Raw genomic sequence first — 22,673 nt, 5'->3', positions numbered from 1 at the left:
CGCCACATCCGGCCACGCCACAGCCGTCGTGCGCCGACGCCACCACCCGATCGGCTCCGCGACGCAGCCTCAGCCGCGTTTCGTGTGATTCTGGTCGTATGACGCCGATCACGGACGTGGAGGGGCGGCGGCTGACCCTCACCAACCTCGACAAGGTGCTGTATCCGGCCACCGGGACCACCAAGGGCGAAGTACTGCACTACTACGCGGCCACGGCCGCCGCACCGCTGCTCGCGCATCTGGACGACCGGCCCGTGTCCTTCCTGCGCTATCCGGACGGCCCCGAGGGGCAGCGGTTCTTCACCAAGAATCCGCCGCCCGGCACCCCCGACTGGGTGCGGACGGCCCGGGTGCAGCGCCACGAGGGGGAGAACTCGCGCCAGGTCGTCGTACAGGACCTGGCTTCCCTGGTGTGGGCGGCCAATCTGGTGGTGGAGTTCCACACCCCGCAGTGGCGGGCCGATGCCCCCCGGATGGCGGACCGGCTGGTCTTCGACCTGGACCCCGGGGCGCCCGCGACCGTCGTGGAGTGCTGCGCCGTGGGTCTCTGGCTGCGGGAACGGCTCGCGGCGGACGGGCTGAGCGCCTACGGCAAGACGTCCGGGTCCAAGGGCCTGCACCTCCTGGTGCCCCTGGAACCGGCCCCGTCCGACGAGGTGTCCGCGTATGCGAAGGGGCTGGCCCTGGAGGCCCAGAACGCCCTGCCCGAGCTGGTCGTGCACCGCATGACCCGGGCACTGCGCCCGGGAAAGGTGTTCGTCGACTTCAGCCAGAACGCCGCCGCCAAGACCACCGCCACCCCGTACACCCTGCGCGCCCGGGCCGAACCGACGGTCTCCGCACCCGTCACCTGGGAGGAGATCGAGGGCTGCGGGGCACCCGGCGAGCTGGTCTTCCTGGCGGGGGACATGGCCGCGCGGCTGGAACGGTACGGGGATCTGCTGGGTCCGCTCTTCGACGCGGATCTGGCCCGGCCGCTGCCGGGGTGACGGGCGTCCCTTGTCCCGGGGTCTCTGAAACGCCCTGATTACGTCACTGTGACTCTGCCAGGAAAGGCCACAAGTCGCGGGTGGATTGCCGGGGGCGTGGTGCACACTCTGCCCAGGCGCTGCTTGAGACCGCGGCGTCTTCCGTCGGGTGCAGGGGCGTTCGCGGGGAGGGGATGGCGTGTTCGCGGGGATCGACGAGGTCGAGTGGGCTTCGATGGAGCATGCCTACGGGCCGGCCGACGATGTGCCGGAGCTGCTGCGCGGCCTGGCGTCCGACGACCCGGCCGAGCGTGAGAGCGCCCTGGACGGCATGTACGGGGCCGTCCATCACCAGGGTGACGTGTACGGGTGCACGCTGGCGTGCATCCCCTTCCTCTTCGAGCTGGTGGTGGACCCCGGCATACAGGACCGGGGGTGCATCGTCGAGCTGCTGACCAGCATCGGCGGCATCGATCTGGACGAGGACGACGAGGACGAGATCGGCGGGGACGAGGGAGCCGCCAACTACGCGATGGCAGCCGCGGCCGTCTCGGCGAGTGCCGGGATCTTCTTCGAGCTGATCGCCGACGAGGACCCCGCCGTCCGGCTCGCCGCCCCACTGGCTCTGGCCACCCTGCACAGCCACCCGGTGCGGGTGCTGGACCTGCTGCGGGAGCGGCTGCCCGTGGAGCCCGACGACGAGGTGCGGATGGCCCTGGTCGAGGCGGCGGGCAGGGTGGCCCTGCGCCACCGCCCGCTCGCCGGCCGCGCGGCGGAGTGGCTGAGCCGGCTGTCGGCGCGGGAGTACGGGCCGGGGCTGCGCCTCGCGGCGCTCGCCCAGCTCGCGCGCTGCTCCCCCGACTCGCTCCCCCACGACATCGTGGCGGTCGTCGCCGGGCTGATGCGGGAGCTGCGGTCGGTCCCCCCGGCGCCCGAGCCGCCCGCGGACCCCGGACCGCTCCCGGGCGCAGACCCGGCAGCGCACACCGGCGCCCCGACACTGGTGGGCCAGTTGCGGGCCCTGTCAGCCGAGGAGTCCGCGGGCCGCAGCGCGCCCTGGTCGGCCGACCTGCTGCGGACGCTCCACGTCGGCCTGGACGACCGGGTCGCCGAGCGGACCGCGCTGCTGACCGACCAGCTGCGCAGCCCGGACCGGTGGCAGCGCGTCGACGCCGTGCGGATGAGCAGTGGGCTGATCACGGCCTGGCGCGGCTCGTACGAGGAGCTGGTCGCCCTGATCGGCGCCCAGCTCGCCGATCCGGAGCCGGGGCTGGTCGAAGCCGCCTCCCACGTACTGGAGGAACTGTTCGGCCTGGCGGCCCCCGCCGCCGACGCGCTGGCCGGGCGGATGGCGGCGGACCCCGGGGCCTGGGTGAGGCAGTGGGCGAGCGGGCCGCCGGGGCTCGGCTCCACCGTGAAGGCGCTGGCCCGACTGGGGGACGCCCGGGTGGTACCTGCCCTGGCGGCCGCCCTGGAACGGCCGGAGGTCCCGCACGACGTGGGCTTCGCCATCGGGCATCTCGGCGCCGCGGCGGCCCCGCTCGCCGGGGCCCTGCGGCGCAGGCTGGGTGAGGTCCGTCTCGACGAGAGCGCGTACGACCGGGCGAGTCCGCTGCTCGGCGGGGTGACCGCGCTGCGGGCTGGCGAGGCGGCGCCGGAGGTGCTGCGGCTGCTGCGGGGTGCGCCGGAGTACCGCGGTGAGTGGCTGCGTACGGCGGCGCTGCGGGCGCTCGGCTCGTTCGGACCGGCGGCGCGGGGCGCCGTCCCGGACCTGCGGGCGCTGCTGCGCCGTCCGGGGACCGCGACGGCGACGGCGGCGGCCGAGGCGCTGTGGGCGGTCGACGGGGACGCGGACACCGTGCTGCCGGTCCTGACCGAGGGGCTGTGGGCGGAGCAGGTGCACGACCGGCGGGCGGCGGCGAGCGCGCTGGGCGGGCTCGGCGAGCGGGCGGCCGGTGCCGCGCCGAAGCTGCGCGCGCTGCTGCGGCACGAGGAGCTGTGGCTGCGGGTGGACGCCGCGATCGCCCTCTGGGAGGTGACGGGGAGGGCCGGTGACGTGGTGCCCGTACTGCTTGCGGCCTGGGAGAAGAACCGTCACGTCAGAGTCCGGGTCGCGGAATGCCTGGCGCGGATGGGGGCCGCTGGTGCAGGGTCGGGGGTAACACGTGCGCTGAACGCCGAGCTCGCTTCGGTCCGCCGTCACAACGCGATGGACGGCGGGTACGGCGGTCACGACACACATGAGGACGAACAGCTCCTGGCGCTGTGCCGGCGGACGCTGCAGGGGAACGCGGGGAAGGGAACCACATCATGATCATCTTTGGTACGAAGGGATATCTGTACCAGCTCGCCATCCTGACGATGGTCTGCGGCTGGTGCGGCAACCCGGCGGCGCACACGCTGCGCAAGAAGGTCACGAAGTTCACGCTGTTCTTCGTTCCGCTGTTCCCCTTCTCCACCAGCTACGCGACGCAGTGCACGTTCTGCGGTGGCGAGCAGAAGATCCCGAAGGAGCAGGCCGAGCAGCTGCTCGCGCAGCACGCGGCGGGCCAGGACGGCCAGAGCTCCGGCCAGTCGCAGCAGCAGCCGGGGTACGCGCCTCCCGGCTCGGGCCAGAACCCCTACCAGCGCTGATCCGCACGCCCCCGCGCCACCCTCCGCGGGGTGGCGCGGAGGCGCACAGCACTCGGCCGGAGCAAGGGCGCCCGGCGAAGGAGCGGAGGCCACGGACGCCTCGGGAGCAGCACTGGCACACCCGGCCGTCCGCCGGAGGGACAACCCAGGCGTATGTGACGTAAAGCTACCGATTGCGGACAGTTCGGAGCGGACCTAGCGTGAGGCGTGCGAGCCACGGGCCGTACCCCACGGCCCCCTCGCCTCCCGTCCCTTCCTCTTGGAGGCAGCATGTCCGCTCAGTCCCGTCCCGGAATCCGCCGCATAGCTCTCTGCGTCGCCACGGGCACCCTCGCGGCCCTCTCGGCCGCCGCTCCGGCCCTCGCCGCCGGCCCGGCCGCACCGCCGGCCGCCGTGCGCGCCGACGCCCCGGAACCGGGGGCATCGGACCGCGACTCCGTCGACAAGGCGGAAGCCGCGGCCGAAGCGGCGAAGCGCGGCGACTACCGCGGGCGTGTGACCGCCAGGACTGGACTGCTGCTGCGCGACCGCCCCACCCGGAGCAGCCGCATCGTCGGCAAGGTCCCGTACGGCGCGGTGGTGCACATCTTCTGCAAGTCCCGCGGCGACAACGTCGACGGCAACAACCGCTGGTACCTCCTCACCGACGGCACCTGGGCCTGGGGCTCGGCCCGCTACATCGCCAACATCGGCACGGCCCCCCGCTGGTGCTGATCGCACGGCACCTCTGAGCGCGCCTGCCCCGATCGGTCACCCGGGGCAGGCGCGCTATGACATAAGGGAAATAAGGCCCACCTCTTGCTACGTTGCGTGGCATGACCGCAACGAGGGTGGACGCTCCCCCGCCCGAGCTACGCCTGCCCAAGCGGCGCGGGGTGGAGCTCTGTCTCCTCATCGGGGCCGTCCTCATCCCCGTCTGCGGATACGCCGCCGTGGGTCTCGCCAGGAACGGCGCCGTACCGCCCGACGTCGCCGGCTACGGCGGCGGACTGGGTCTGCTGGCCCTGCTCGCCCACCTCGCCGTCCGCTTCCGCGCCCCGTACGCCGATCCGCTGCTGCTCCCGATCGCCGTCCTGCTCAACGGCGTCGGCCTCGTGCTGATCTACCGGCTCGACCTGGAGACCCCCGAGGACCAGGCGGCACCCACCCAGCTGGTCTGGTCCACGCTCGGCGTCGCGCTCTTCATCGCCTTCGTCATCGCCCTCCGCGACCACCGGGTGCTCCAGAGGTACGCGTACCTCTCGGTCGCCACGGCCCTGGTGCTGATGACCGTGCCGATCTTCTTCCCGGCGGTGAACGGCGCCAGGATCTGGATCAGGGTGGGCGGTTTCTCGTTCCAGCCCGGCGAGTTCGCCAAGATCCTCCTCGCGGTCTTCTTCGCCGCGTACCTCGCCGCCAACCACAACGCCCTCGCCTACACCGGCCGCACGCTGTGGAAGCTCCAGCTCCCCACCGGCCGGGTCCTCGGGCCGATCGTGGCGATCTGGCTGCTCAGCGTCGGCGTCCTGGTCCTCGAACGCGACCTGGGGACCTCGCTCCTCTTCTTCGGGCTCTTCGTGATCATGCTGTACGTGGCGACCGGCCGGACCGGCTGGATCGCCGTCGGCATGGTGCTCGCGGCCGTGGGCGCGTTCGTCGTCGGCTCGTTCGAACCGCATGTGCACAGCCGGGTGGAGGACTGGCTCGACCCGTTCGCCTCGATCGACGCGGGGCAGGGACCGAGCCAGCTGGCCCAGTCCCTGTTCGCGTTCGCCGCGGGCGGCATGCTCGGGACCGGCCTCGGCCTCGGCCACTCCGTCCTCATCGGCTTCGCCGCCAAGTCCGACTTCATCCTGGCGACGGCAGGCGAGGAGCTCGGCCTGGCGGGGCTGACCGCCGTCTTCCTGCTCTACGCGCTGCTGGTGGCCCGCGGATACCGGGCGGGCCTCGCGCTGCGTGACCCGTTCGGCCGACTGCTCTCGATCGGTCTCGCCTCGATCCTCGCCCTTCAGGTCTTCGTGATCGCGGGTGGCGTGATGGGGCTGATCCCGCTGACCGGCATGGCCATGCCCTTCCTGGCGCAGGGCGGTTCCTCCGTCGTCACCAACTGGATCATCGTGGCGCTGCTGATCCGGGTCAGCGACGTGGCCCGCACCCCGCACCCCGATCCGACCGGAGCCGTCGCCCCGGTCATGGAGGACGAGTCGTGATCCCCTGCATCCGCCGGGCGGCCGCCTTCTGCCTGCTGCTGCTCGTGGCCCTGCTGGTCAACGCCGCCCGCGTCCAGCTCTTCGAGGCCGACGAACTCGACGACAACCCCGCCAACCGCCGCGCCACGCTGGCACGTTACGAGCAGCCGCGCGGGAACATCCTGGTCGGCGACGAGCCCGTCACCGGCTCCGAGGACACCGGCGAGCAACTGGCGTACGAACGCACCTACCCGCACGGTCCGCTCTACGCGCCGGTCACCGGGTACGCCTCGCAGACCTACGGCACCACCCTCATCGAGAACGCCGAGGACGACATCCTCTCCGGCACCGACCCGCTGCTCGCCCCGCTCCCCCTCTGGAACGAGTTCACCCGCGGCCGGCAGCCCGGCGGGGACGTCGTCACCACCGTCAAGGACTCGGCGCAGCGCGCCGCGTACGACGGGCTCGGCGGGCGCAGGGGCGCGGTGGCCGCCGTCGAACCGTCCACCGGCAGAATCCTGGCCCTGGTCTCCTCCCCCTCGTACGACCCCGGGCGGCTGTCCGGGACCGGCTCGGCCGTCACCGACGCCTGGGCCGGGCTGACCACGTCGAAGAGTCAGCCCATGCTCAACCGGGCCATCCGCCAGACGTACCCGCCGGGCTCCACCTTCAAGATCGTGACGGCTGCCGCCGCGCTGGACTCCGGCGTGGTGAGCGACCCGGACGAGCCCACGGACACCCCCTCGCCCTATGTGCTGCCCGGTACCTCGACCGTGCTGCCCAACGAGGCGAGCGGCTGCGGCAGGGCCTCGCTGGCCGAGGCGATCCGGGTCTCCTGCAACACGGTGATGGCCCACCTGGGGGTGGAGGTGGGCCTCGACGGGATGGTGGAGGCCGCCGGGAGGTTCGGCTTCAACGACAGCGGGCTGAAGATCCCCTCGGGGGTGGCGAAGAGCAACTTCGACACGGAGATGAGCGACGACCAGCTCGCCCAGTCCTCGATCGGGCAGTTCGACACCACGGCCACCCCGCTCCAGATGGCGATGGTCGCCTCGGCGGTGGCCAACGGCGGAGACCTCCGGTACCCGCACCTGGTGGACCGTACGACCACCCATGACGGGGACCCGGTCCAGCGGCAGGGCTCGCGCTCCTACCGGCAGGCGATGAACCCTGCGACGGCGCTCCGGCTCCAGCGGATGATGGTCGACGTGGTGGAGAACGGTACGGGGTCGAACGCCGCGATCGAGGGCGTCACCGTGGGCGGCAAGACCGGCACCGCGCAGCACGGCATCGACAACTCCGGTACGCCGTACGCCTGGTTCATCTCCTGGGCCCAGGAGAGGAACTCCGGCCGCCCCGCCGTCGCGGTGGCGGTGGTCGTGGAGGACGCCACCGCGAACCGGGCCGACATCAGCGGCGGTGGCAGCGCGGCCCCGATCGCGCGAGCCGTGATGCGGGCGGCGCTCGACGGCTGAACACCGCACGCACCGCGGGAAGTTGCGGGAGACTGACGACATGAGCGAGGAGCGGACGGGGGCACCCGGGCGGGCGGTGGCAGCCGTGGCGGCCGCCCTGGACCGGATCGACCGGCTCGACCCGCGGCTCGGCGCGTTCACCGAGGTGTGGCACGAGGAGGCCCTCGCCCGCGCACCCGCCGCCGCCCTGCTCCCCCTGGCGGGGCTGCCGTTCGCGGTGAAGGGGCGGTCCGGCATCCGCTCGTTCGCGGCCCGGCGGCTGATCGCCGCGGGCGCGGTCCCCGTAGGTGCCACCTCGGTGCCGGGGCCCGGCACGGCCTGGCAGACCTGGGGCCAGGGCGCGCACGGGCCTACGGTCAACCCCTGGCGCGCGGACCGCACTCCGGGCGGTTCGTCGGCCGGCTCGGCCGTGGCCGTCGCGGCGGGCCTGGTGGAGCTGGCCACCGGGAGCGACGGGGCGGGGTCCGTCCGCATCCCGGCGGCCTGGTGCGGGGTGTTCGGGCTGAAGACGACGAACGGGCTGCTCCCCTCCCCCGACCGTTCCGGGCTGGCGGCGGCCGGAGTGCTGGCCCGCTCGGCGGCGCTGGCGCAGACGTGTCTGCGCCATGTCCTCGACCGGTACGAGCCGTGGGAGGCGCGCCTGCCTGTCCTGGCCCTGTACAGCGAGGACCTCGGGTACGCCCGGGTGGACCCGGAGGTGGCGGCGGTGGTCCGGGGGGCGGTGGAGCGGCTGGCCGCCGCCGGAGTCGTACGGCTCGGCCCGGGCGACTGCCACCTGCTCGACCCGGCACAGGCGTGGCAGGAGGTCCGTGCGGGGGCACCCTCGCCCGGCGCCCTCGCCGTACGCGCCGAGAACGACCGCAGGCTGGACGCGCTCCTCGCCCGTACACCGCTGCTGCTCGCCCCGGTCACTCCCAACCGGCCGCACGGGCACGGGGGTCCGGGCGGCATCTACTCGACGGCGTCGACATGGGTGTTCAACCTGAGCGGGCACCCGGCGGCGAGTGTGCCCGCCGGTTTCACGGCGGACGGCTGCCCCGTGGGGCTGCAACTGGTGGCGGCGCGCGGGGCGGACGTCCCGCTGCTCGGAATCGCCCGCGCGGCCGAGGAGGCGCTGCCTACGAAGCGCCTCCTCCATCTGCGTGAACACGGGCCCACCGAAAGGGCGTTCACCCTGCGGACGCGCTTCCCGGCACCGGCCGCCACCGAGGCCGACGGAGCGGCTACGGGCTGATCAGCCGATCGGCTTGCGGATCTCGGAGCGGACCTTCGCCGTCTCCTCCGCGACCTTGTTCAGGTCGATCGAGTTGGCGTCCTTGACCACGTCCTCCGCCCTGACCACGGCGATCATGGCCGCCGTGTTGGGGTCGCCCCAGGCGCACATGGGGATGTTGTTCGTCATCCCGCCCTCCTTCGACTGCACGACCTGGCACTCGATCGTGACGTCGTAGCCCTTCGGCTTGAACTCCTTGGCGGCCACGACGACCTTCGAGCCCTCGGCCTCCGCCGCCCCCTCCATGATCTTGCCGCGCATGAAGCCGGGGCGGCGAGCCGCCCGTGCATGCCCGAGATCACGATGGCACTGGTGTCGGCGGTGTACTGCGCGACGATGGCCTGGGCGTCCCGGATGCTGGCGTCGGGCGTCTCCTCGATCTCCTTGCCCTCGGTCTCGGACATGTCCTGGGCGAGGGTGAACTCCTCGTCAAGAACCTTCTTGGCCACCACGAGTTCGTACTCGGCCTCGGGGAACGCCGCGTCCGTCCCCTCCCCGACGAGCTGGGCGACACCGAAGGCGATGCCGCCCGCGACCACCAGCGACCCGGCCACGATCCCGATGACCAGCCCGGTGCGCTTCTTGCGCGGCGGCGGCTGCGGCGGCCACCCGCCCATGGCGGGGTGCGTGCCGGGCGGGCCGGGTGTCCCGGGCTGCCCCCACGCCCCCTGCGGGCCCTGGGGCTGCTGCGGGTAGCCGTAGGGCTGCTGGGGCGGGCCGGGGGGCTGCTGCCCGTACGGGTTCTGCGGAGGCTGAGAAGGCCCGTACGGGCCCTGGGGCGGCTGAGGCGGCATGGTCATGCGCTCACGGTACGTGACCCGTACGAACGTTATTTCGACCAGGACCGTTTCGGTATCAGGTCGAGAGGTAACCGGAACGCCCGGGCGACGCACCGCGCCCCGCCCGGCGGTCCGGCGCGTCCGTCGGGCCGGGGCCGCTCAGTCCGCACGCCCCCGCGTGATCGCGTCCGCGACCTCCGCCACCCGCTCCCGCTCCTCCGCCGCGAAGCGGTCGCGGTCCAGTTGCTCGGCGATCTCCTCGTCCTGGGCCATCAGCAGATCGAGGCTGGAGTCACCGAGTTCGAACACCCCCATGTCGACGTACGCCTTCTGGAGCCGCTCGCCCCACAGACCGATGTCCTTGACGCACGGGACGATGCGGCTGAAGAGCAGCTTGCGGAAGAGCTGGAGGTACTCCGAGTGCTCGGAGAGCTCCTTGGCCTCCTGCTTGCCGATGCCGAAGTTCTCCAGCACCTCGACGCCGCTGAGCCGGTCCCGCATCAGGTAGCAGCCCTCGATGACGAACTCCTCGCGCTCCCGCCGCTCCGCGTCGCTCAGCTGCCGGTAGTAGTCGCGCAGCGCCATCCGCCCGAAGGCCACGTGCCGGGCCTCGTCCTGCATGACGTACGCGAGGATCTGCTTGGGCAGTGGCTCGGTCGTCGTGTCGCGGATCATGCCGAAGGCGGCCAGCGCCAGCCCTTCGATGAGGACCTGCATGCCGAGGTAGGGCATGTCCCAGCGGGAGTCTCGCAGGGTGTCGCCCAGCAGGCCCTTGAGATGGTCGTTGACCGGGTAGAGCATCCCGATCTTCTCGTGCAGGAACCGCGCGTATATCTCCGCGTGCCGGGCCTCGTCCATGGTCTGGGTCGCGGAGTAGAACTTCGCGTCCAGGTCGGGCACCGACTCCACGATGCGCGCCGCGCAGACCATCGCGCCCTGCTCACCGTGGAGGAACTGGCTGAACTGCCAGGATGTGTAGTGCTTGCGCAGCTCGCCGCGGTCGCGCTCGGTCATCTTCGCCCAGTGCCGTGTGCCGTGGAGCGTGAGGGCCTCGTCGGGCGTGCCGAGCGGGTCCGCGGGGTCGACCTCCAGGCTCCAGTCGATGCGCTTGTCGCCGTCCCACTGTTTGTCCTTGCCCTTCTGGTAGAGGGCGAGCAGACGCTCACGTCCGTCGTCGTAGTCCCAGCTGAAGCGGGCGGCCCCGGAGGCCGGTACCTGCCAGACCGGCTCGTCGGGGGCGGTGGTGTAGAGGTCATGTGTCGACACGGACGGCTCCTTCGCCTCATGCGGGTCACATCGTCAAGTTCCTTGTACGCCGGGCTCATTGGCAGGTTCACACGGTGGTAGACGCCGGGTCAACAAGTCGCGCGCAGGGGATTGACGAGCTTGCTGACAAGCAGTCTGATAAGAGGTGACCGTCGGTAACCCAGGTGTGAGGTGCCCCAGCCATGTCGACAGCGACCGAACGCGATGTGCAGTTGCTCCGTGACGCACTCGGACCCCTGCGGGACCGCGAGCAGATCGCCGAGCGCCTTCTCGAATCCTCGGCCAAGCACTCCTTCGACCCGGACACCGAGCTCGACTGGGCCTCGGCGATCGAGGAGGGCTGCTGGTTCTGGCCGCCCGAGCTGGTCTCCCTCTACGACACCCCGCTCTGGCGGAGGATGTCCGAGGAGCAGCGGATGGACCTGGCCAGGCACGAGGCCGCGTCGCTCGCCTCGCTCGGCATCTGGTTCGAGATCATCCTCATGCAGCTGCTCGTCCGGCACATCTACGACAAGCCGGTGACCAGCAACCACGTCCGTTACGCCCTCACCGAGATAGCCGACGAGTGCCGGCACTCGATGATGTTCGGGCGCATGATCACCTGGAGCGGCGCCCCCGAATACCCCGTACCGCGCGTCTACCACAACCTGGCGCGCATCCTGAAGACCGTCTCCACCACCCCCGGTTCCTTCGCCGCGACCCTCCTCGGGGAGGAGATCCTGGACTGGATGCAGCGGCTGACCTTCCCGGACGAGCGCGTCCAGACCCTGGTGCGCGGGGTGACCCGCATCCACGTGGTCGAGGAGGCACGGCACGTCCGGTACGCCCGGGAGGAGCTGCGCCGCCAGATGGTCACCGCGCCGCGCTGGGAGCGGGAGCTCACCCGGGTCAGCTGCGGGGAGGCGGCCCGCGTCTTCTCCGTCTGCTTCGTCAACCCGCGGGTGTACGAGCGCGTCGGCCTCGACCGCCGGGAAGCCGTCGCCCAGGTCAGGGCGAGCGGTCACCGCGCCGAGGTCATGCAGTCCGGGGCCAGGCGGCTGACGGACTTCCTCGACGACATCGGGGTGCTGAACGGAGTGGGACGCAGGCTGTGGAGGAGCTCGGGCCTGCTGGCCTGAGAGCCGCGTCCCGTGGCCGCGAACGGCGCGCCCGGGGCCGCACCCCCATAGGCTTCCCGGCATGACCTCCGCCGCCGGCGCCCCGACGCCCCCCGCCTACCGAAGGCTCGGTGTCGAGGTGCGCCGCGCGCAGATCATCGGCGCCGCCCTCGGCCTGTTCGCGCACCGGGCCCCCGACGAGGTCTCCCTCGACGAGGTGGCGGCGGTCGCGGGAGTCTCGCGTCCGCTCGTCTACCGGTACTTCCCCGGGGGCCGCCAGCAGTTGTACGAGGCGGCGCTCGGTTCGGCCGCCGCCGAGCTGACGCTCTGCTTCACGGAGCCCGCCGTGGGACCGCCCACCGAGCGGCTCTCGCGGGTCCTGGACCGGTATCTCGCCTTCGTCGACCAGCACGACGCCGGTTTCAGCGCCCTGCTCCAGGGCGGCAGCGTCGCCGACACCTCCCGTACGACCGCGATCGTCGACGGGGTGCGCCGGGCGGCGGCCGAGCAGATCCTGCTGCACCTGGGCCGGGGCGGCCCCGGCCGGCGGAGTGCGGGACCGAGGCTGCGGATGATGGTGCGCACCTGGATCGCGGCCGTCGAGGCCGCGTCACTCATCTGGCTGGACGAGGAGAAGCAGCCCCCGGCGGCCGGTCTGCGCGGCTGGCTCGTGGACCACCTCATCGCGCTGCTCGCGGCGACCGCGGCGAGCGACGCCGACACCGCGGCGGCGGTGGCCGAGCTGCTGCCGCTGGAAACGGCGGCGGGGCCGGCCGGACGGCTGGCTGATCTGGTGATCCCGATGATGGCCGGTGCCACCCGTCTGCTGCCCCCTGCGCCACACTGACCGGGTGAGAAGCGAGAACACCCTCTTCCGAGGCGGTCCCCTGGACGGCCGGGTCCTGCCCGTCCTGGTCGGCGCGACCGGCCATCCCCCCAAGTGGTACGAGGTGCCGGTGCCAGGCGCCGAGGGCCGGCCCGCCACCGTGCACGCCTACCGGCGGACCACGGCCGGCCACACCAGGCGGCTGGGGCTGCCGCGCGGCTGGGTGTACGAGTACGCCCCGGAGGGCCGCGAGCGGCAGACCCTCAAGTGGCCCTGGACCAGGCCCGGCAGCGGGCACTGAAGCACCGCTCCCCTTCGCGGCGCGTACCGGCGCGGGGCGGGTGCCCGGGCCGGGTGGCAGGTGCCTGACCCTCTAGGATCGACGCTCTGGTGCCGAGGCACGGTAACAAGGGGGGTGCGCCATGGAGGCGCTGCGTCAGGACGATCCACGTCACTTCGGCCCGTACACCGTGCTGGCGCGCTTGCGTGAGACGGCGAGCGCCGTGAGTTACGTGGTCAGGGACACCGGCACCGCCGAACTCGCCGTCGTCAGCGCGGCCCGGCCCGCTCTCGCCGCGGTGCCCGCCTTCCGGCGGCGCTTCCAGGCGGAGGCGCGCACCGCCGAGCGGCTGGCCGGCGGTTGGGTGCAGGCCCCGCTCGCCGCCCCTGACTCCGGTGAGCTGTGGACGGCATGGCCGTACATCCCCGCGCTGACGCTCGCTCAGGTCATCGGCATCGCGGGGCCGCTCCCCGAGCGTGCCGTGCGGATACTGGGCGCGGGCGTCGCGGAGACCCTGTCCCGGGTGCACGCCACCGGGGCGGTGCTCCAGGGGCTGGCCCCGGACACGGTGCTGCTCGCCGAGGACGGGCCCCGGCTCACCGCCTTCGGACCGCTGGGCGCGGCGGCGGCCGCCGAGGCGAGGCCGGGTGGCCAGCTCTCCGTACAGCTCGGCTATCTCACCCCTGAACAGATCGGGGGCGAGGAGGCGGGCCCGGCGTCCGACCTCTTCGTCCTGGGGCTGCTGCTGGCGTACGCGGCGACCGGCACGACCCCGCTCGCTGACGGCCCGCCCGACCGGGCCGCCGACCGGATCGCGCACGGAAACGCCGAACTGGACGCCGTACCCGACTCGTTGCGTGAGCTGATCGCCCGCTGCCTGAGCAAGGAGCCCGCCGAGCGCCCGTCCGCCGGCTCGGTCGCCGCCGAACTGGCGCTGGAGGGCGCGGCGGCCCTGGCCGGGGGCGACTGGCTGCCCGCGGCCCTGTCGGGCGCGGTGGCCGAGCAGGAGAGCCGGGTCCGCGCGCTGAAGCCGCCGTCGGACGAACCCCGGGACGCGGTGGCGGTACGGGAAGCGGTGGTCGTCCCAGCCGCCTCGCCCGTTTCGCCGGTCGCGCCGCCGGAGCAGTCGGCGAACGGCGGCGCCCTGGAGGACGGCGGCACCACCCGGTTCAAGGCCATCGGGACCAGGCCACCGCGCACCGACCCGCCGACCACCCAACTGGCGCTCCCCCGCGAACAGCCCGCGCTCCCGCCCGTCCCCGCCCCGCACCCCTCCCCGCAGGCCGCACCGCCGCAGAGCCCCGCGCCCTTCGCCCGGACCCCGCGGGCCCCTCTCCCCTTGCCCGCCCAGGCCCCCGCACCGGCCCAGGTTCCGGCCGCCGCCCAGGCAGGCCCTTCCGGTACCGGGCGCGACCGCAGGGCGCTCCTCACCGCCCTCGCCGCCGGGGCCGCCGGGCTGTTCGTGGGAGCGGGCGCCGTGCTCGCCCTCGGCTCCGACGACCCGCCGCCCCCGCCGACGACAAGCCCGCGCCGAAGCCCCGCCGCACCGTCCCCGGGCTGCCGCCCGAGCCCCGGTGGACGTACACCCATCCGGCGTCCGAGCCCGCGCCCCTGACCGCCTCGGTCTGGCGGGACGAGCTACTGGTCCTCAGCGGCGGGAACGGCGCCACCGGCATCGCCCTGCGTACCGGACGCAAGGTCTGGCAGCAGACGGAAGCCGCCGACGGGCAGGAGGTGACGGCCGCCGGTGACGACCTCTGCTTCGTCGCGGGCCCGGCCGCGTTCCTGTGGCTCTCCCCCACGGACGGCAAGGTCGTCCACCGCGTGGCGTACGCGACCGGCTTCGCCGGCGCGCCGGGTCTCACGGTCGGCCCGCTCACCGGCCGGTCCGGTTCCGTCGTCTGGTTCACGGGCTCCCACACCGTCACGGTGAAGGCCCCGAAGCCGAAGAAGGGCAAGAAGCCGGGCAAGGACACCCAGGCCGTCCGGGCCCACCTCTTCGCGTACGACATCGTCCGGCGCAGGGAACTCTGGCGCACTGCCCTGCCCGCCGGACGCGCGCCCGGCACCCCCGCCTACCGGCTCACCGCCGTGCGGGCCGCCGACCTCGTCGTACGCCAGACAGCCGCCACGCTCACTCCCGCCGACGTCAGAGCCGCGAAGGGCAGGGGCGTCTTCCGCTGCTTCGACCGGAAGACCGGAAAGGCGCTGTGGACCCGCCAGTTCGGCGCGGTCACTCCGGCCGGTGGGGCGGCGGGCGACGAGGAGGGGAGGCTGTACGGGGCGGTCGGCGACGACCTCCAGGCGTTCGAGACGGCCACCGGCAAGCCCCTGTGGCGGCTGAACGGCACCGAGGCGTCCGTCTTCGGGACCCCGGTCCCCTCAGGGGACCTGCTTCACGTCACCAACCGGAACCAGGAGGTCGGTGTCGTCGAGCGGGAGACCGGGCGGCTGCGCTGGCGGCGCTCGACCGAGGTGCCCCTCGGCGGCGACGCGCCCTCCCTCGCCCTGAGCGGCAGCGGCAGGACGCTGCTCGCGGCGGATTCCACCCAGGTCACCGCGTTCGCGGCGGCGGACGGGCGGCGGCTGTGGAAGTTTCAGGACATCGGGGTCCAGGACCCGGCGAAGGACCCCAAGGGCACCACGGCCCCGGCCGCGTACCAGGTCCGTACGTCGGGAGGGACCGCCGTCGTCCAGCGGGGCAGGGCGTTCTACGCCTTCCCGGTGGCCTGAGGGCCGCCACACCGCGCGGTGCTTGCATCCCCTGGCACCCCATGACCGGATGAAGAGGATTCGGTCATCAGTGGGGTAATCAGACCGCGGTTCCCCACTCCGTCATCGGAGGTGATGTCGTGCCCCGCAGAGTCCTGCGCGCGCTCTGCACCGCGGTGATCGCGGCGGTCGTCTCGGCCGCTCCCGCCACCGCCGAACCCGTCGACCCGGTCCCCGCTCCTTCGGCCGAGGCCGAGGAGACGGACGCGGCCGAGGCAGTGGACACGGCGGCGGACACGACAGGCGACACGACCGTGGACGCGGAGGACGCGTTCGCGGCGGGCGGCAGCGGGACCGAGAGCGTCGCCGGGCTGCTCAGGAAGCTCCAGGCGCTGTACCGCCAGGCCGAGGAGGCCGGGGAGACGTACAACGGCACCGCGGAGGAGCTCAGGAAGCGGACCGCCGAGGCGAAGAAGCTGGCGTCCCAGCTGGCCGAGGCCCGCATCGCGCTCGCCCGGGGCCGCGGTGACGCCGGGCGGCTGGCCCGCGAGCAGTACCAGGGCCGGTCGGACTTCTCCGCGTACATGCGGCTGCTGCTCACCCGCGACCCGGCGAGCGCCCTGGACCAGAGCCACGTCCTCCAGCGCGTGGCGGCGGGCCGGGCGGCCGCGGTGGACCGGCTCGCCGGGGCCGAGAAGAGCGCGGACCTCCTGGCGACCGCGGCCCGCAAGGCCCTTGACCAGCAGCAGAGGCTCGCCGCGAGGCAGCGGAAACAGCGCGACGTGGTGCGCTCCCGGCTCAAGGACATCGAGGCCGCGCTGGCCTCGCTCACCCCCGGACAGCTCACCGCCATCGCCCGGCTGGAGAAGGAGACCACGGACACGGCCCAGCGCGAACTGGTCGCGTCCGGGGCACTCAGCACGACGAGGCCACCGTCGCGGCAGGGGGCCGACGCCGTGCGCTACGCGGTCCGGCAGCTCGGCAAGCCGTACCTGTGGGGAGCCGAGGGGCCGGCGTCGTTCGACTGCTCCGGGCTCACCTCGCGGGCCTGGGAGACGGCCGGGCGGCCGGTTCCCCGCACCTCGCAGGAACAGTGGCGGCAGCTCCCGGAGGTGCCGATCGCCTCCCTGCGCCCCGGTGACCTGGTGGTGTACTTCCCGAAGGCGACCCATGTGGCGCTCTACATCGGCGACGGAATGGTGGTGCAGGCGCCCCGGCCGGGCTCCTCGGTGAAGGTCTCACCGCTCGCGTCCAACCCCCTGCTCGGCGCGGTGCGCCCGGACCCCGGCGCAGAGCCGCTGAGCACCTACACCCCTCCGGTGCTGCCCGAGGACGCGTCGGCGGGTGACGACACGGGGTACGGCTCCGACAGCGCCCCGGCCGAGGACAGCCCTCAGGGACACCGGGCTGGGCTGTCCCGCCGGGCCGTCCCTTCGTCCGGCCGGCGGGACAGCCCGGTGCCGGATCAGGCCGTGGAACCCGAGACCTCGGCGAGGTAGGCGTTCGTGCGGTCCGGCTCGAAGAAGAAGTTGTCGAAGTCGGCCGGATCGTCGAAGCCGTTGGCGAACCGGTCGGCGACCGGCTGGAGCTGACCGGCGGCACCGATCAGGTTCAGCACGTGCTCCGGCGGGACACCGAGCATCGCGTTGGTCCACTTCACGACGTGCTGCGCGGTGTCCCAGTAGCGGTCGAACGTGGACTGCATCCAGTCCGCGTCGAACTCCCGGTCACCGTGCTCGATGATCGACTCCAGGTAGGCGTGCGCGCACTTGGACGCCGAGTTGGAGCCCTGGCCGGTGATCGGGTCGTTGGCCACGACCACGTCCGCGACACCGAGGACCAGTCCACCCCCGGGCAGCCGGCCGACCGGCTTGCGGACGGTGGGCGCGTAACGGCCCGCCAGCGTGCCGTTGGCGTCCGTCAGCTCGACCTTGGTGGCACGGGCGTACTCCCAGGGAGTGAACCTCTCCATCAGCTCCAGCGTCTTGGCGAGGTGCTCGGAGGGGTCCTTGATGCCCTGGAAGACGTCGAGCGGTCCGCCCGGCACGCCCTCCCAGAACAGGATGTCGGCACGGCCGGAGGTGGTCAGGGTCGGCATGACGAACAGCTCGCCGACGCCCGGGACGAGGTTGCAGCGGACCGCGTCGAACTCGGGGTGCTCGGGGCGCGGACCCATGCCGTGCACATAGGCCACGGCCAGGGCGCGCTGCGGGGAGTCGAACGGCGAACGCGCCGCGTCCCGGCCGAACATGGAGACCAGCTCGCCCTTGCCGGCCGAGACCATCACCAGGTCGTAGGTGCGGGAGAAGTAGTCCAGGTCGGAGACGGCGGCGCCGTGGATGACGAGCTGGCCGCCGCGCTGGGCGAAGGTCTCCATCCAGCCGGCCATCTTCACGCGCTGGTCGACGGATTGCGCGTAGCCGTCCAGCTTGCCGACCCAGTCGACGGCCCGCGAGGAGTCCGGGGCGGCGACGGACACACCGAGGCCCTCGATACGCGGGGCCTGTGTCTCCCAGAAGTTGAGCTGGAGGTCACGCTCGTGCTGGAGCGCGGTGTGGAACATGCACTGCGTCGACATGACCCGGCCGGTCCGGATCTCGTCGGCCGTGCGGTTGGACATGAGGGTGACCTCGTACCCGCTCGACTGCAGTCCGAGTGCGAGCTGGAGCCCGGACTGGCCGGCTCCGACAATGAGTATCTTCCGCATCGCGGTTCTCCGTTACGTGTTCGTACGCGTTCGGCCATTACGCCGGGGTGGCATCAAGAGCGTGGCCCACCAGGGTCAGCAACGACTCGATGACCGTGATCCTGTTACGCGCGTCCATGATCACAACCGGCACGTGCGGGGGTACGGTCAGGGCCTCCCTGACGTCCTCCGCCTCGTAACCGGGCGTTCCCTCGAAGTGGTTGACCGCGACGATGTAGGGAATGCCGCAGCTCTCGAAGTAGTCGAGTGCGGGGAAGCAGTCGGCCAGCCGCCGGGTGTCCGCGAGCACGACCGCGCCGATCGCGCCGCGCACCAGGTCGTCCCACATGAACCAGAAGCGCTGCTGACCGGGGGTGCCGAACACGTACAGGACGAGGTCGTCGTCGAGCGTGACACGGCCGAAGTCCATCGCCACGGTCGTGGTGACCTTGTCGGGCGTGGCCGTGAGGTCGTCGGTCTCCTCGCTGGCCTGGGTCATCAGCGCCTCGGTCTCCAGCGGGGTGATCTCGGAGACCGAGCCCACGAAGGTCGTCTTGCCGACTCCGAAACCGCCCGCGACCACGATCTTCGTCGCGACGGGGGCGCGGGTGTGGTCCAGCTGCCAGGACTGGAGCGACTCCTCCGCTTGGTCGGCCGGGCCCGGCTGACGGGGGGCGAAAAGTGTCGGCTCAGAGACGGCGGAGTCCATCGAGCACCCTTTCGAGCAGTGCGCGGTCGGGCTGGCCGGTGCCGTGACCGGTTCCGTACACGCGGATCTTTCCCTGGTCGGCCAGGTCGCTGAGCAGCACGCGGACCACGCCGAGCGGCATCTTCAGCAGGGCCGAGATCTCCGCGACCGTACGCATGCGGCGGCAGATCTCGACGATGGCCTGGAGTTCGGGCATGACGCGCGAGGCGAGGTTGCCGTTGGTGAGCTCGCGGCGCTCGTCGGGTGCTTCGAGCGCGGCGACGAACGTCTCGACGAGCAGCACGTGGCCGAAGCGGGTGCGCCCCCCGGTGAGGGAGTACGGACGGACCCGCGCGGGCCGTTTGTCGGCGCCGCGGACCGGGAGCCTGCGGGCGGGTTCAGCAGCGGGCGTCACTGGGCGCTCTCCATCGATTTGCGCAGTTCACTGCGGAGTTCGGGGGTGAGTACGTGTCCGGCGCGGCCGACGAAGAGCGCCATGTGGTAGGCGACCACACTCATGTCACAGTCGGGGGTGGCGTGGACGCCGAGCAGTGAGCCGTCGCTGATGGACATGACGAAGACACTGCCCTCGTCCATCGCGACCATCGTCTGCTTGACGCCGCCGCCGTCCATCAGTTTGGCGGCCCCGGCGGTGAGCGAGCCGATGCCGGAGACGATGGTGGCCAGGTCGGCGCTGGAGCCCCGCGGGCCGGTCCGCCGGGCGGCCGCGGGGGCGGTCAGGCGGCCGGGGTCCGAGGAGAGCAGCATGAGCCCGTCGGACGAGACGACGGTGACCGAGTGGACCCCTGGCACCTCCTCCACCAGATTGCTCAGCAACCAGTGAAGATTCCGGGCCTCGGTGCTCAGCCCGAACGTGCTGGGCGCAGTCAACTGCGTGCCTCCTCGTCTGTGTCCCCCGTCTCCTCGGGTCGGCCACCGGTGCGGCCGCCCGGCCCGGTGTGGTCGGTGTGCGGGGCCGCGACGGCGATGCCGCGTCCCAGCGTGTCCTCGGCGATCTCCACCTCGACGTCCCGGCGGCCGTCCTTCGCGCCCTGGTGGAAGCCGCCGAGCCGGCGGCGCAGGGCGTCCTTGTCGAGGCTGCCCCTGCGTTCGGCGACGGGGGCGTCCGCGGATCTGAGGACCCTGGGGGTGCGCTTGGGCAGCCCCTTGTCGGTCACGATGCCCTCGTCCTCGCCGAGCGGCTGCCGGGGACTGGGGGCGGTCTCGGCGGGGGGTGCGGGCGGCCATGGCTCCGGGGCGGGCGCGGAGCCGTTGTCGGCGGCGCGTTCGTGCTGGTCGGGGCCGATGGCGTACGGGTCGGGGGCGCCCGGCGACGCCGGGAGCCTGACCTGCATGGTGGTCTCGGCCCCGGACCCGGCGGCGACCGGCCGGGGTCCGGGCGCGGCCGGCTCGACTGCGGGCTCCGCCACCGGCTCGGGGGCGGGTTCGGAAGCGGGTTCGGGAGCCGTCCGGGCAGTCGGTCCGGGGGCCGCTTCGGCTTCCCGGATCGTCTGCTCGGCCGCCTCGATCAGCGGATCGGCCGACGGCTGGCCCGCTCTGGGGGGCAGCGCGTTGGAGTTGGCCTCGGCGACCGAACCGGGAAGGTTGAGCGCGGGCGCGTCACCCGCCCGCTGGACGGGCGGCGGCGAGGCGGCGGGGGGCGCCTTCGGCAGCAGCGTCTGCGGCAGGACCACGACCGCCGTGACCCCGTTGCTCTTCTGCTCCTTCAGCTGCACACGTACGCCGTGGCGCGCGGCCAGCAGCGAGGTCACCTGGAGGCCGAGCCCGGCGCCGTCGGCACTCTGCTCGCCCGCCTCGAACGAGGCGGGGTCGGCCAGCCTGGCGTTGAGCTCACCCATCCGCACGGTCGACATGCCGATGCCCTCGTCCTGCACGGAGAGCATCACCTCGCCGGTCTCCAGCAGCCAGCCGGACAGCTCGACACGGGAGTCGGGGGCGAGAAGGAGGTCGCGTTCTCCAGGAGTTCGGCGACCAGGTGGCTGAGGTCGTCGGCGGCGAAGCCGGCGATCTGGGCGTGCGGCGGCAGTGCCTGGATCGTCACCCGCTCGTACCGCTCGATCTCGCTGACGGCCGCGCGCAGGACGTCGACCAGCGGGATCGGTCCCGTGTGGGCGTGACCGTGCTCGGCACCCGCGAGGACCAGCATGTTCTCGCTGTGGCGGCGCATGACGGTGGCCATGTGGTCGAGCTTGAAGAGCGTGCTGAGGCGCTCCGGGTCCTGCTCGCGCTCCTCCAGGCCCTCGATGACGCCGAGCTGGCGCTCGACGAGGCCGAGGGTGCGCAGGGAGAGGTTGACGAAGGTGTGGTGGACGGTGTTCTTCAGCCGCTCCAGCTGGTCGGCGAGGGCGGCCGCCCGGGCCTGGAGCTCGGCCCGCTGGACGGTGAGCGCCTCACGGCCCGCGATCAGCTTGCCGCGCTCGCCGCGAAGGGTCTCCACCTGCCCGCCCAGCGTGTGCCGCAGCCCGTCCAGCCTGCCGTGCAGCGCGTTGATGGACCGGACGACCTGGGCGAACTCGTCGTTGCGGCCCGTGTAGCGGATCGCCTCCGCCGTCTCGGGTTCCGCCGCGAGCCTGGCCGCACCGATCCGCAGGACGGCGAGCGGCTGGGTGAGCGTGCGGGCGACCGCGGTGGAGACGCCCACGGCGATCAGGAAGCAGCCGCCGAGGAGGGCGAGCCGCAGTTCGAGTGCGGTGACGTCGTCGTCACGGAGCCGCTCCAGCCGCTGGACCTGACTGGTGCCGAGCGCCGACTCGACGCCCCGCATCCGGTCGATGCGGGCGGTGAGCGAGGCGGCGACCTTCTCGCGGTCGGCCTGCTGGTCGGTGCCGGAGAGCTCGGGCCGGTCGGTGAGCCGGGAAAGGTACTTCTCGGCGCTGTTGACCTCGGGGCCGGTGACGGTCGAGGAGAGCTTGTCGCGGGCGACCGGGTTGGCGGCCTGGTCGAAGTCGGCGAGCGAGGCGAGCTCACGCACCCGCGCCTGCTGGGCCGCGGCGCTCAGCTCGTCCCGGTCGCGGTCGTCCTCGGCGGCGCCCTCCGCCCGTACCTCCACCGGCAGCCCCGTGAAGGGGTCGGTCTGGGTGAGGGTCTCGCCGCGCGGCACGGCGAGTGCGGCGAGGAGCAGGCCCCGGGTCGCCGACGCCTGCTCGACGGCGCCGCCGAGCGCGAGCGGTGCCCGGGTCGAGTCCGACGCGCGCGGCGGGGTCCTGTCCGCCAGTTCCTCGGCGATGCCGTGGAGCTTCGCGACGACCTCCGAGTACGCCCGGTGGGCCTCCAGGGCCGAGCCCTTGCCCGAGAGGGCGTCGCGGCGCAGCGAGGGAATGGTGGAGAGGTCTCTGCGCAGGCCCGCCGGGGCCTCGGCGCGGATCTCGTCGACCTGCTGGTCGACGCGGGCGGAGGTGGCCGCGGCGCCGTCCTCGGCGTCTTCGGCCGTCGTTTCCTGGCGGCCGGCCGCGATGTACGCGGTGACCTCGTCGCGCTCGTCGGCGAGCGAGTGGGCGAGCGTGACGGCCTGCTGGTTCAGCTCGGCGAGGGTGACCAGTCGCTGGGACTCTTTGAGGTCGGACGAGGCACCGAGTGCGGCGGGCGCACCCGCGGCGATGACCGTGATGCCGACGACGGCGACGCCCGCGACCAGCCGACTGCGTACCCGCACGGTCTTCTTGTCGGCGCCCGGCACCGGAGGGGTCGCCCCGGAACCGTCGCGCGTGCTGCCCTTGCTCCGAGGCCGCTTCTTCTGCACCGGTGCTCGCAATCTTGACTCGTCCACCCATGAAGCAGAGGTGACGTACGGTCACGCCGAA

General features: G+C 72.8%; 18 protein-coding genes and 2 pseudogenes. 12 read left to right on the top strand and 8 right to left on the bottom strand.

Features of this window, described 5'->3' with window-relative positions; all coding sequences use genetic code 11:
• Positions 1-98: 98 nt before the first annotated feature.
• The 7 genes from ligD (at position 99) to Sfulv_RS19885 (ending at position 8,479) form a co-directional block, all read left to right on the top strand.
• The gene (gene ligD / locus Sfulv_RS19915; RefSeq protein ID WP_173315943.1) at positions 99-989 is read left to right on the top strand and encodes a non-homologous end-joining DNA ligase; all 891 of its coding nucleotides are present in this window, start codon (positions 99-101) and stop codon (positions 987-989) included.
• A gap of 178 nt (positions 990-1,167) precedes the next feature.
• Positions 1,168-3,282, top strand: coding sequence for a HEAT repeat domain-containing protein (locus tag Sfulv_RS19910; RefSeq protein ID WP_173315941.1), 2,115 nt, complete (start codon positions 1,168-1,170; stop codon positions 3,280-3,282).
• A complete protein-coding gene (locus Sfulv_RS19905; protein ID WP_173315939.1) occupies positions 3,279-3,602 on the top strand; it encodes a zinc ribbon domain-containing protein in 324 nt (107 codons plus the stop codon). Before Sfulv_RS19910 ends, Sfulv_RS19905 begins: the two co-directional genes overlap by 4 nt.
• 270 nt (positions 3,603-3,872) lie before the next feature.
• Positions 3,873-4,316 (top strand): SH3 domain-containing protein, encoded by a 444-nt coding sequence (locus tag Sfulv_RS19900; RefSeq protein ID WP_173315937.1) that lies wholly within the window; start codon positions 3,873-3,875, stop codon positions 4,314-4,316.
• Between the two features lie 101 nt (positions 4,317-4,417).
• Positions 4,418-5,791: an FtsW/RodA/SpoVE family cell cycle protein gene (locus tag Sfulv_RS19895; RefSeq protein WP_173315935.1), complete on the top strand. Its 1,374-nt coding sequence runs from the start codon at positions 4,418-4,420 to the stop codon at positions 5,789-5,791.
• Complete coding sequence (locus tag Sfulv_RS19890; RefSeq protein ID WP_173315934.1) at positions 5,788-7,245, top strand: peptidoglycan D,D-transpeptidase FtsI family protein; 1,458 nt, start codon at positions 5,788-5,790, stop codon at positions 7,243-7,245. Before Sfulv_RS19895 ends, Sfulv_RS19890 begins: the two co-directional genes overlap by 4 nt.
• Positions 7,246-7,285: 40 nt before the next feature.
• The gene (locus Sfulv_RS19885) at positions 7,286-8,479 is read left to right on the top strand and encodes an amidase family protein (RefSeq protein WP_173315932.1); all 1,194 of its coding nucleotides are present in this window, start codon (positions 7,286-7,288) and stop codon (positions 8,477-8,479) included.
• Here Sfulv_RS19885 and Sfulv_RS31240 read toward each other — a convergent pair whose 3' ends face one another.
• The 3 genes from Sfulv_RS31240 to Sfulv_RS19875 form a co-directional block, all read right to left on the bottom strand.
• Positions 8,480-8,647, bottom strand: coding sequence for a hypothetical protein (locus Sfulv_RS31240; protein ID WP_305961378.1), 168 nt, complete (start codon positions 8,645-8,647; stop codon positions 8,480-8,482).
• Positions 8,644-9,318 (bottom strand): hypothetical protein, encoded by a 675-nt coding sequence (locus tag Sfulv_RS19880; RefSeq protein WP_305961377.1) that lies wholly within the window; start codon positions 9,316-9,318, stop codon positions 8,644-8,646. The genes Sfulv_RS31240 and Sfulv_RS19880 overlap by 4 nt, the downstream gene beginning before the upstream one ends.
• Before the next feature lie 138 nt (positions 9,319-9,456).
• Positions 9,457-10,563, bottom strand: coding sequence for a ferritin-like domain-containing protein (locus tag Sfulv_RS19875; RefSeq protein ID WP_173315930.1), 1,107 nt, complete (start codon positions 10,561-10,563; stop codon positions 9,457-9,459).
• A gap of 182 nt (positions 10,564-10,745) precedes the next feature.
• On the opposite strand from Sfulv_RS19875, the gene Sfulv_RS19870 reads away from it, so the two are divergent.
• From Sfulv_RS19870 to Sfulv_RS19845, 5 genes and pseudogenes are all read left to right on the top strand, one after another.
• Positions 10,746-11,681 carry an AurF N-oxygenase family protein gene (locus Sfulv_RS19870; protein ID WP_173315928.1) on the top strand — a complete coding sequence of 312 codons (936 nt, stop codon included), beginning with the start codon at positions 10,746-10,748 and terminating at the stop codon, positions 11,679-11,681.
• A 61-nt stretch (positions 11,682-11,742) separates the two neighbouring features.
• Positions 11,743-12,507, top strand: a complete 765-nt coding sequence (locus Sfulv_RS19865) for a TetR/AcrR family transcriptional regulator (RefSeq protein WP_173315926.1) — start codon at positions 11,743-11,745, stop codon at positions 12,505-12,507.
• A 4-nt stretch (positions 12,508-12,511) separates the two neighbouring features.
• Entirely contained in the window at positions 12,512-12,787 is a 276-nt protein-coding gene (locus tag Sfulv_RS19860) for a DUF8847 domain-containing protein (RefSeq protein WP_173315924.1), read from the top strand.
• Between the two features lie 121 nt (positions 12,788-12,908).
• Positions 12,909-15,499 (top strand): annotated as a pseudogene (locus Sfulv_RS29805) (outer membrane protein assembly factor BamB family protein).
• A gap of 119 nt (positions 15,500-15,618) precedes the next feature.
• Positions 15,619-16,977 carry a C40 family peptidase gene (locus Sfulv_RS19845; protein WP_173315920.1) on the top strand — a complete coding sequence of 453 codons (1,359 nt, stop codon included), beginning with the start codon at positions 15,619-15,621 and terminating at the stop codon, positions 16,975-16,977.
• Here the strand turns inward: Sfulv_RS19845 and Sfulv_RS19840 are convergent.
• The 5 genes and pseudogenes from Sfulv_RS19840 to Sfulv_RS19820 form a co-directional block, all read right to left on the bottom strand.
• Positions 16,944-18,185, bottom strand: coding sequence for a styrene monooxygenase/indole monooxygenase family protein (locus Sfulv_RS19840; protein WP_173315918.1), 1,242 nt, complete (start codon positions 18,183-18,185; stop codon positions 16,944-16,946). The genes Sfulv_RS19845 and Sfulv_RS19840 overlap by 34 nt on opposite strands.
• Before the next feature lie 37 nt (positions 18,186-18,222).
• Positions 18,223-18,873, bottom strand: coding sequence for a GTP-binding protein (locus Sfulv_RS19835; protein WP_173315916.1), 651 nt, complete (start codon positions 18,871-18,873; stop codon positions 18,223-18,225).
• Complete coding sequence (locus Sfulv_RS19830; protein WP_173315914.1) at positions 18,854-19,267, bottom strand: DUF742 domain-containing protein; 414 nt, start codon at positions 19,265-19,267, stop codon at positions 18,854-18,856. The genes Sfulv_RS19835 and Sfulv_RS19830 overlap by 20 nt, the downstream gene beginning before the upstream one ends.
• Positions 19,264-19,743 carry a roadblock/LC7 domain-containing protein gene (locus Sfulv_RS19825; RefSeq protein WP_173315911.1) on the bottom strand — a complete coding sequence of 160 codons (480 nt, stop codon included), beginning with the start codon at positions 19,741-19,743 and terminating at the stop codon, positions 19,264-19,266. The genes Sfulv_RS19830 and Sfulv_RS19825 overlap by 4 nt, the downstream gene beginning before the upstream one ends.
• Positions 19,740-22,612 (bottom strand): annotated as a pseudogene (locus Sfulv_RS19820) (nitrate- and nitrite sensing domain-containing protein). Before Sfulv_RS19820 ends, Sfulv_RS19825 begins: the two are co-directional and overlap by 4 nt.
• Positions 22,613-22,673: the final 61 nt, after the last annotated feature.

The sequence above is a fragment of the Streptomyces fulvorobeus genome, assembly GCF_013167895.1.
GTDB classification, from domain to species: Bacteria; Actinomycetota; Actinomycetes; order Streptomycetales; family Streptomycetaceae; genus Streptomyces; species Streptomyces fulvorobeus.
This window is presented reverse-complemented; position numbering and strand designations above follow the sequence as displayed.

What these genes read in the sequence shown, in the direction of transcription:
- Sfulv_RS19905 (WP_173315939.1), top strand. Translation starts at nt 3,279, where the DNA reads ATGATCATCTTTGGTACGAAGGGATATCTGTACCAGCTCGCCATCCTG.
- Sfulv_RS19870 (WP_173315928.1), top strand. Translation starts at nt 10,746, where the DNA reads ATGTCGACAGCGACCGAACGCGATGTGCAGTTGCTCCGTGACGCACTC.
- Sfulv_RS19885 (WP_173315932.1), top strand. Translation starts at nt 7,286, where the DNA reads ATGAGCGAGGAGCGGACGGGGGCACCCGGGCGGGCGGTGGCAGCCGTG.
- Sfulv_RS19865 (WP_173315926.1), top strand. Translation starts at nt 11,743, where the DNA reads ATGACCTCCGCCGCCGGCGCCCCGACGCCCCCCGCCTACCGAAGGCTC.
- Sfulv_RS19900 (WP_173315937.1), top strand. Translation starts at nt 3,873, where the DNA reads ATGTCCGCTCAGTCCCGTCCCGGAATCCGCCGCATAGCTCTCTGCGTC.
- ligD (WP_173315943.1), top strand. Translation starts at nt 99, where the DNA reads ATGACGCCGATCACGGACGTGGAGGGGCGGCGGCTGACCCTCACCAAC.
- Sfulv_RS19895 (WP_173315935.1), top strand. Translation starts at nt 4,418, where the DNA reads ATGACCGCAACGAGGGTGGACGCTCCCCCGCCCGAGCTACGCCTGCCC.
- Sfulv_RS31240 (WP_305961378.1), bottom strand. Translation starts at nt 8,647, where the DNA reads ATGACGAACAACATCCCCATGTGCGCCTGGGGCGACCCCAACACGGCG.
- Sfulv_RS19880 (WP_305961377.1), bottom strand. Translation starts at nt 9,318, where the DNA reads ATGACCATGCCGCCTCAGCCGCCCCAGGGCCCGTACGGGCCTTCTCAG.
- Sfulv_RS19840 (WP_173315918.1), bottom strand. Translation starts at nt 18,185, where the DNA reads ATGCGGAAGATACTCATTGTCGGAGCCGGCCAGTCCGGGCTCCAGCTC.
- Sfulv_RS19835 (WP_173315916.1), bottom strand. Translation starts at nt 18,873, where the DNA reads ATGGACTCCGCCGTCTCTGAGCCGACACTTTTCGCCCCCCGTCAGCCG.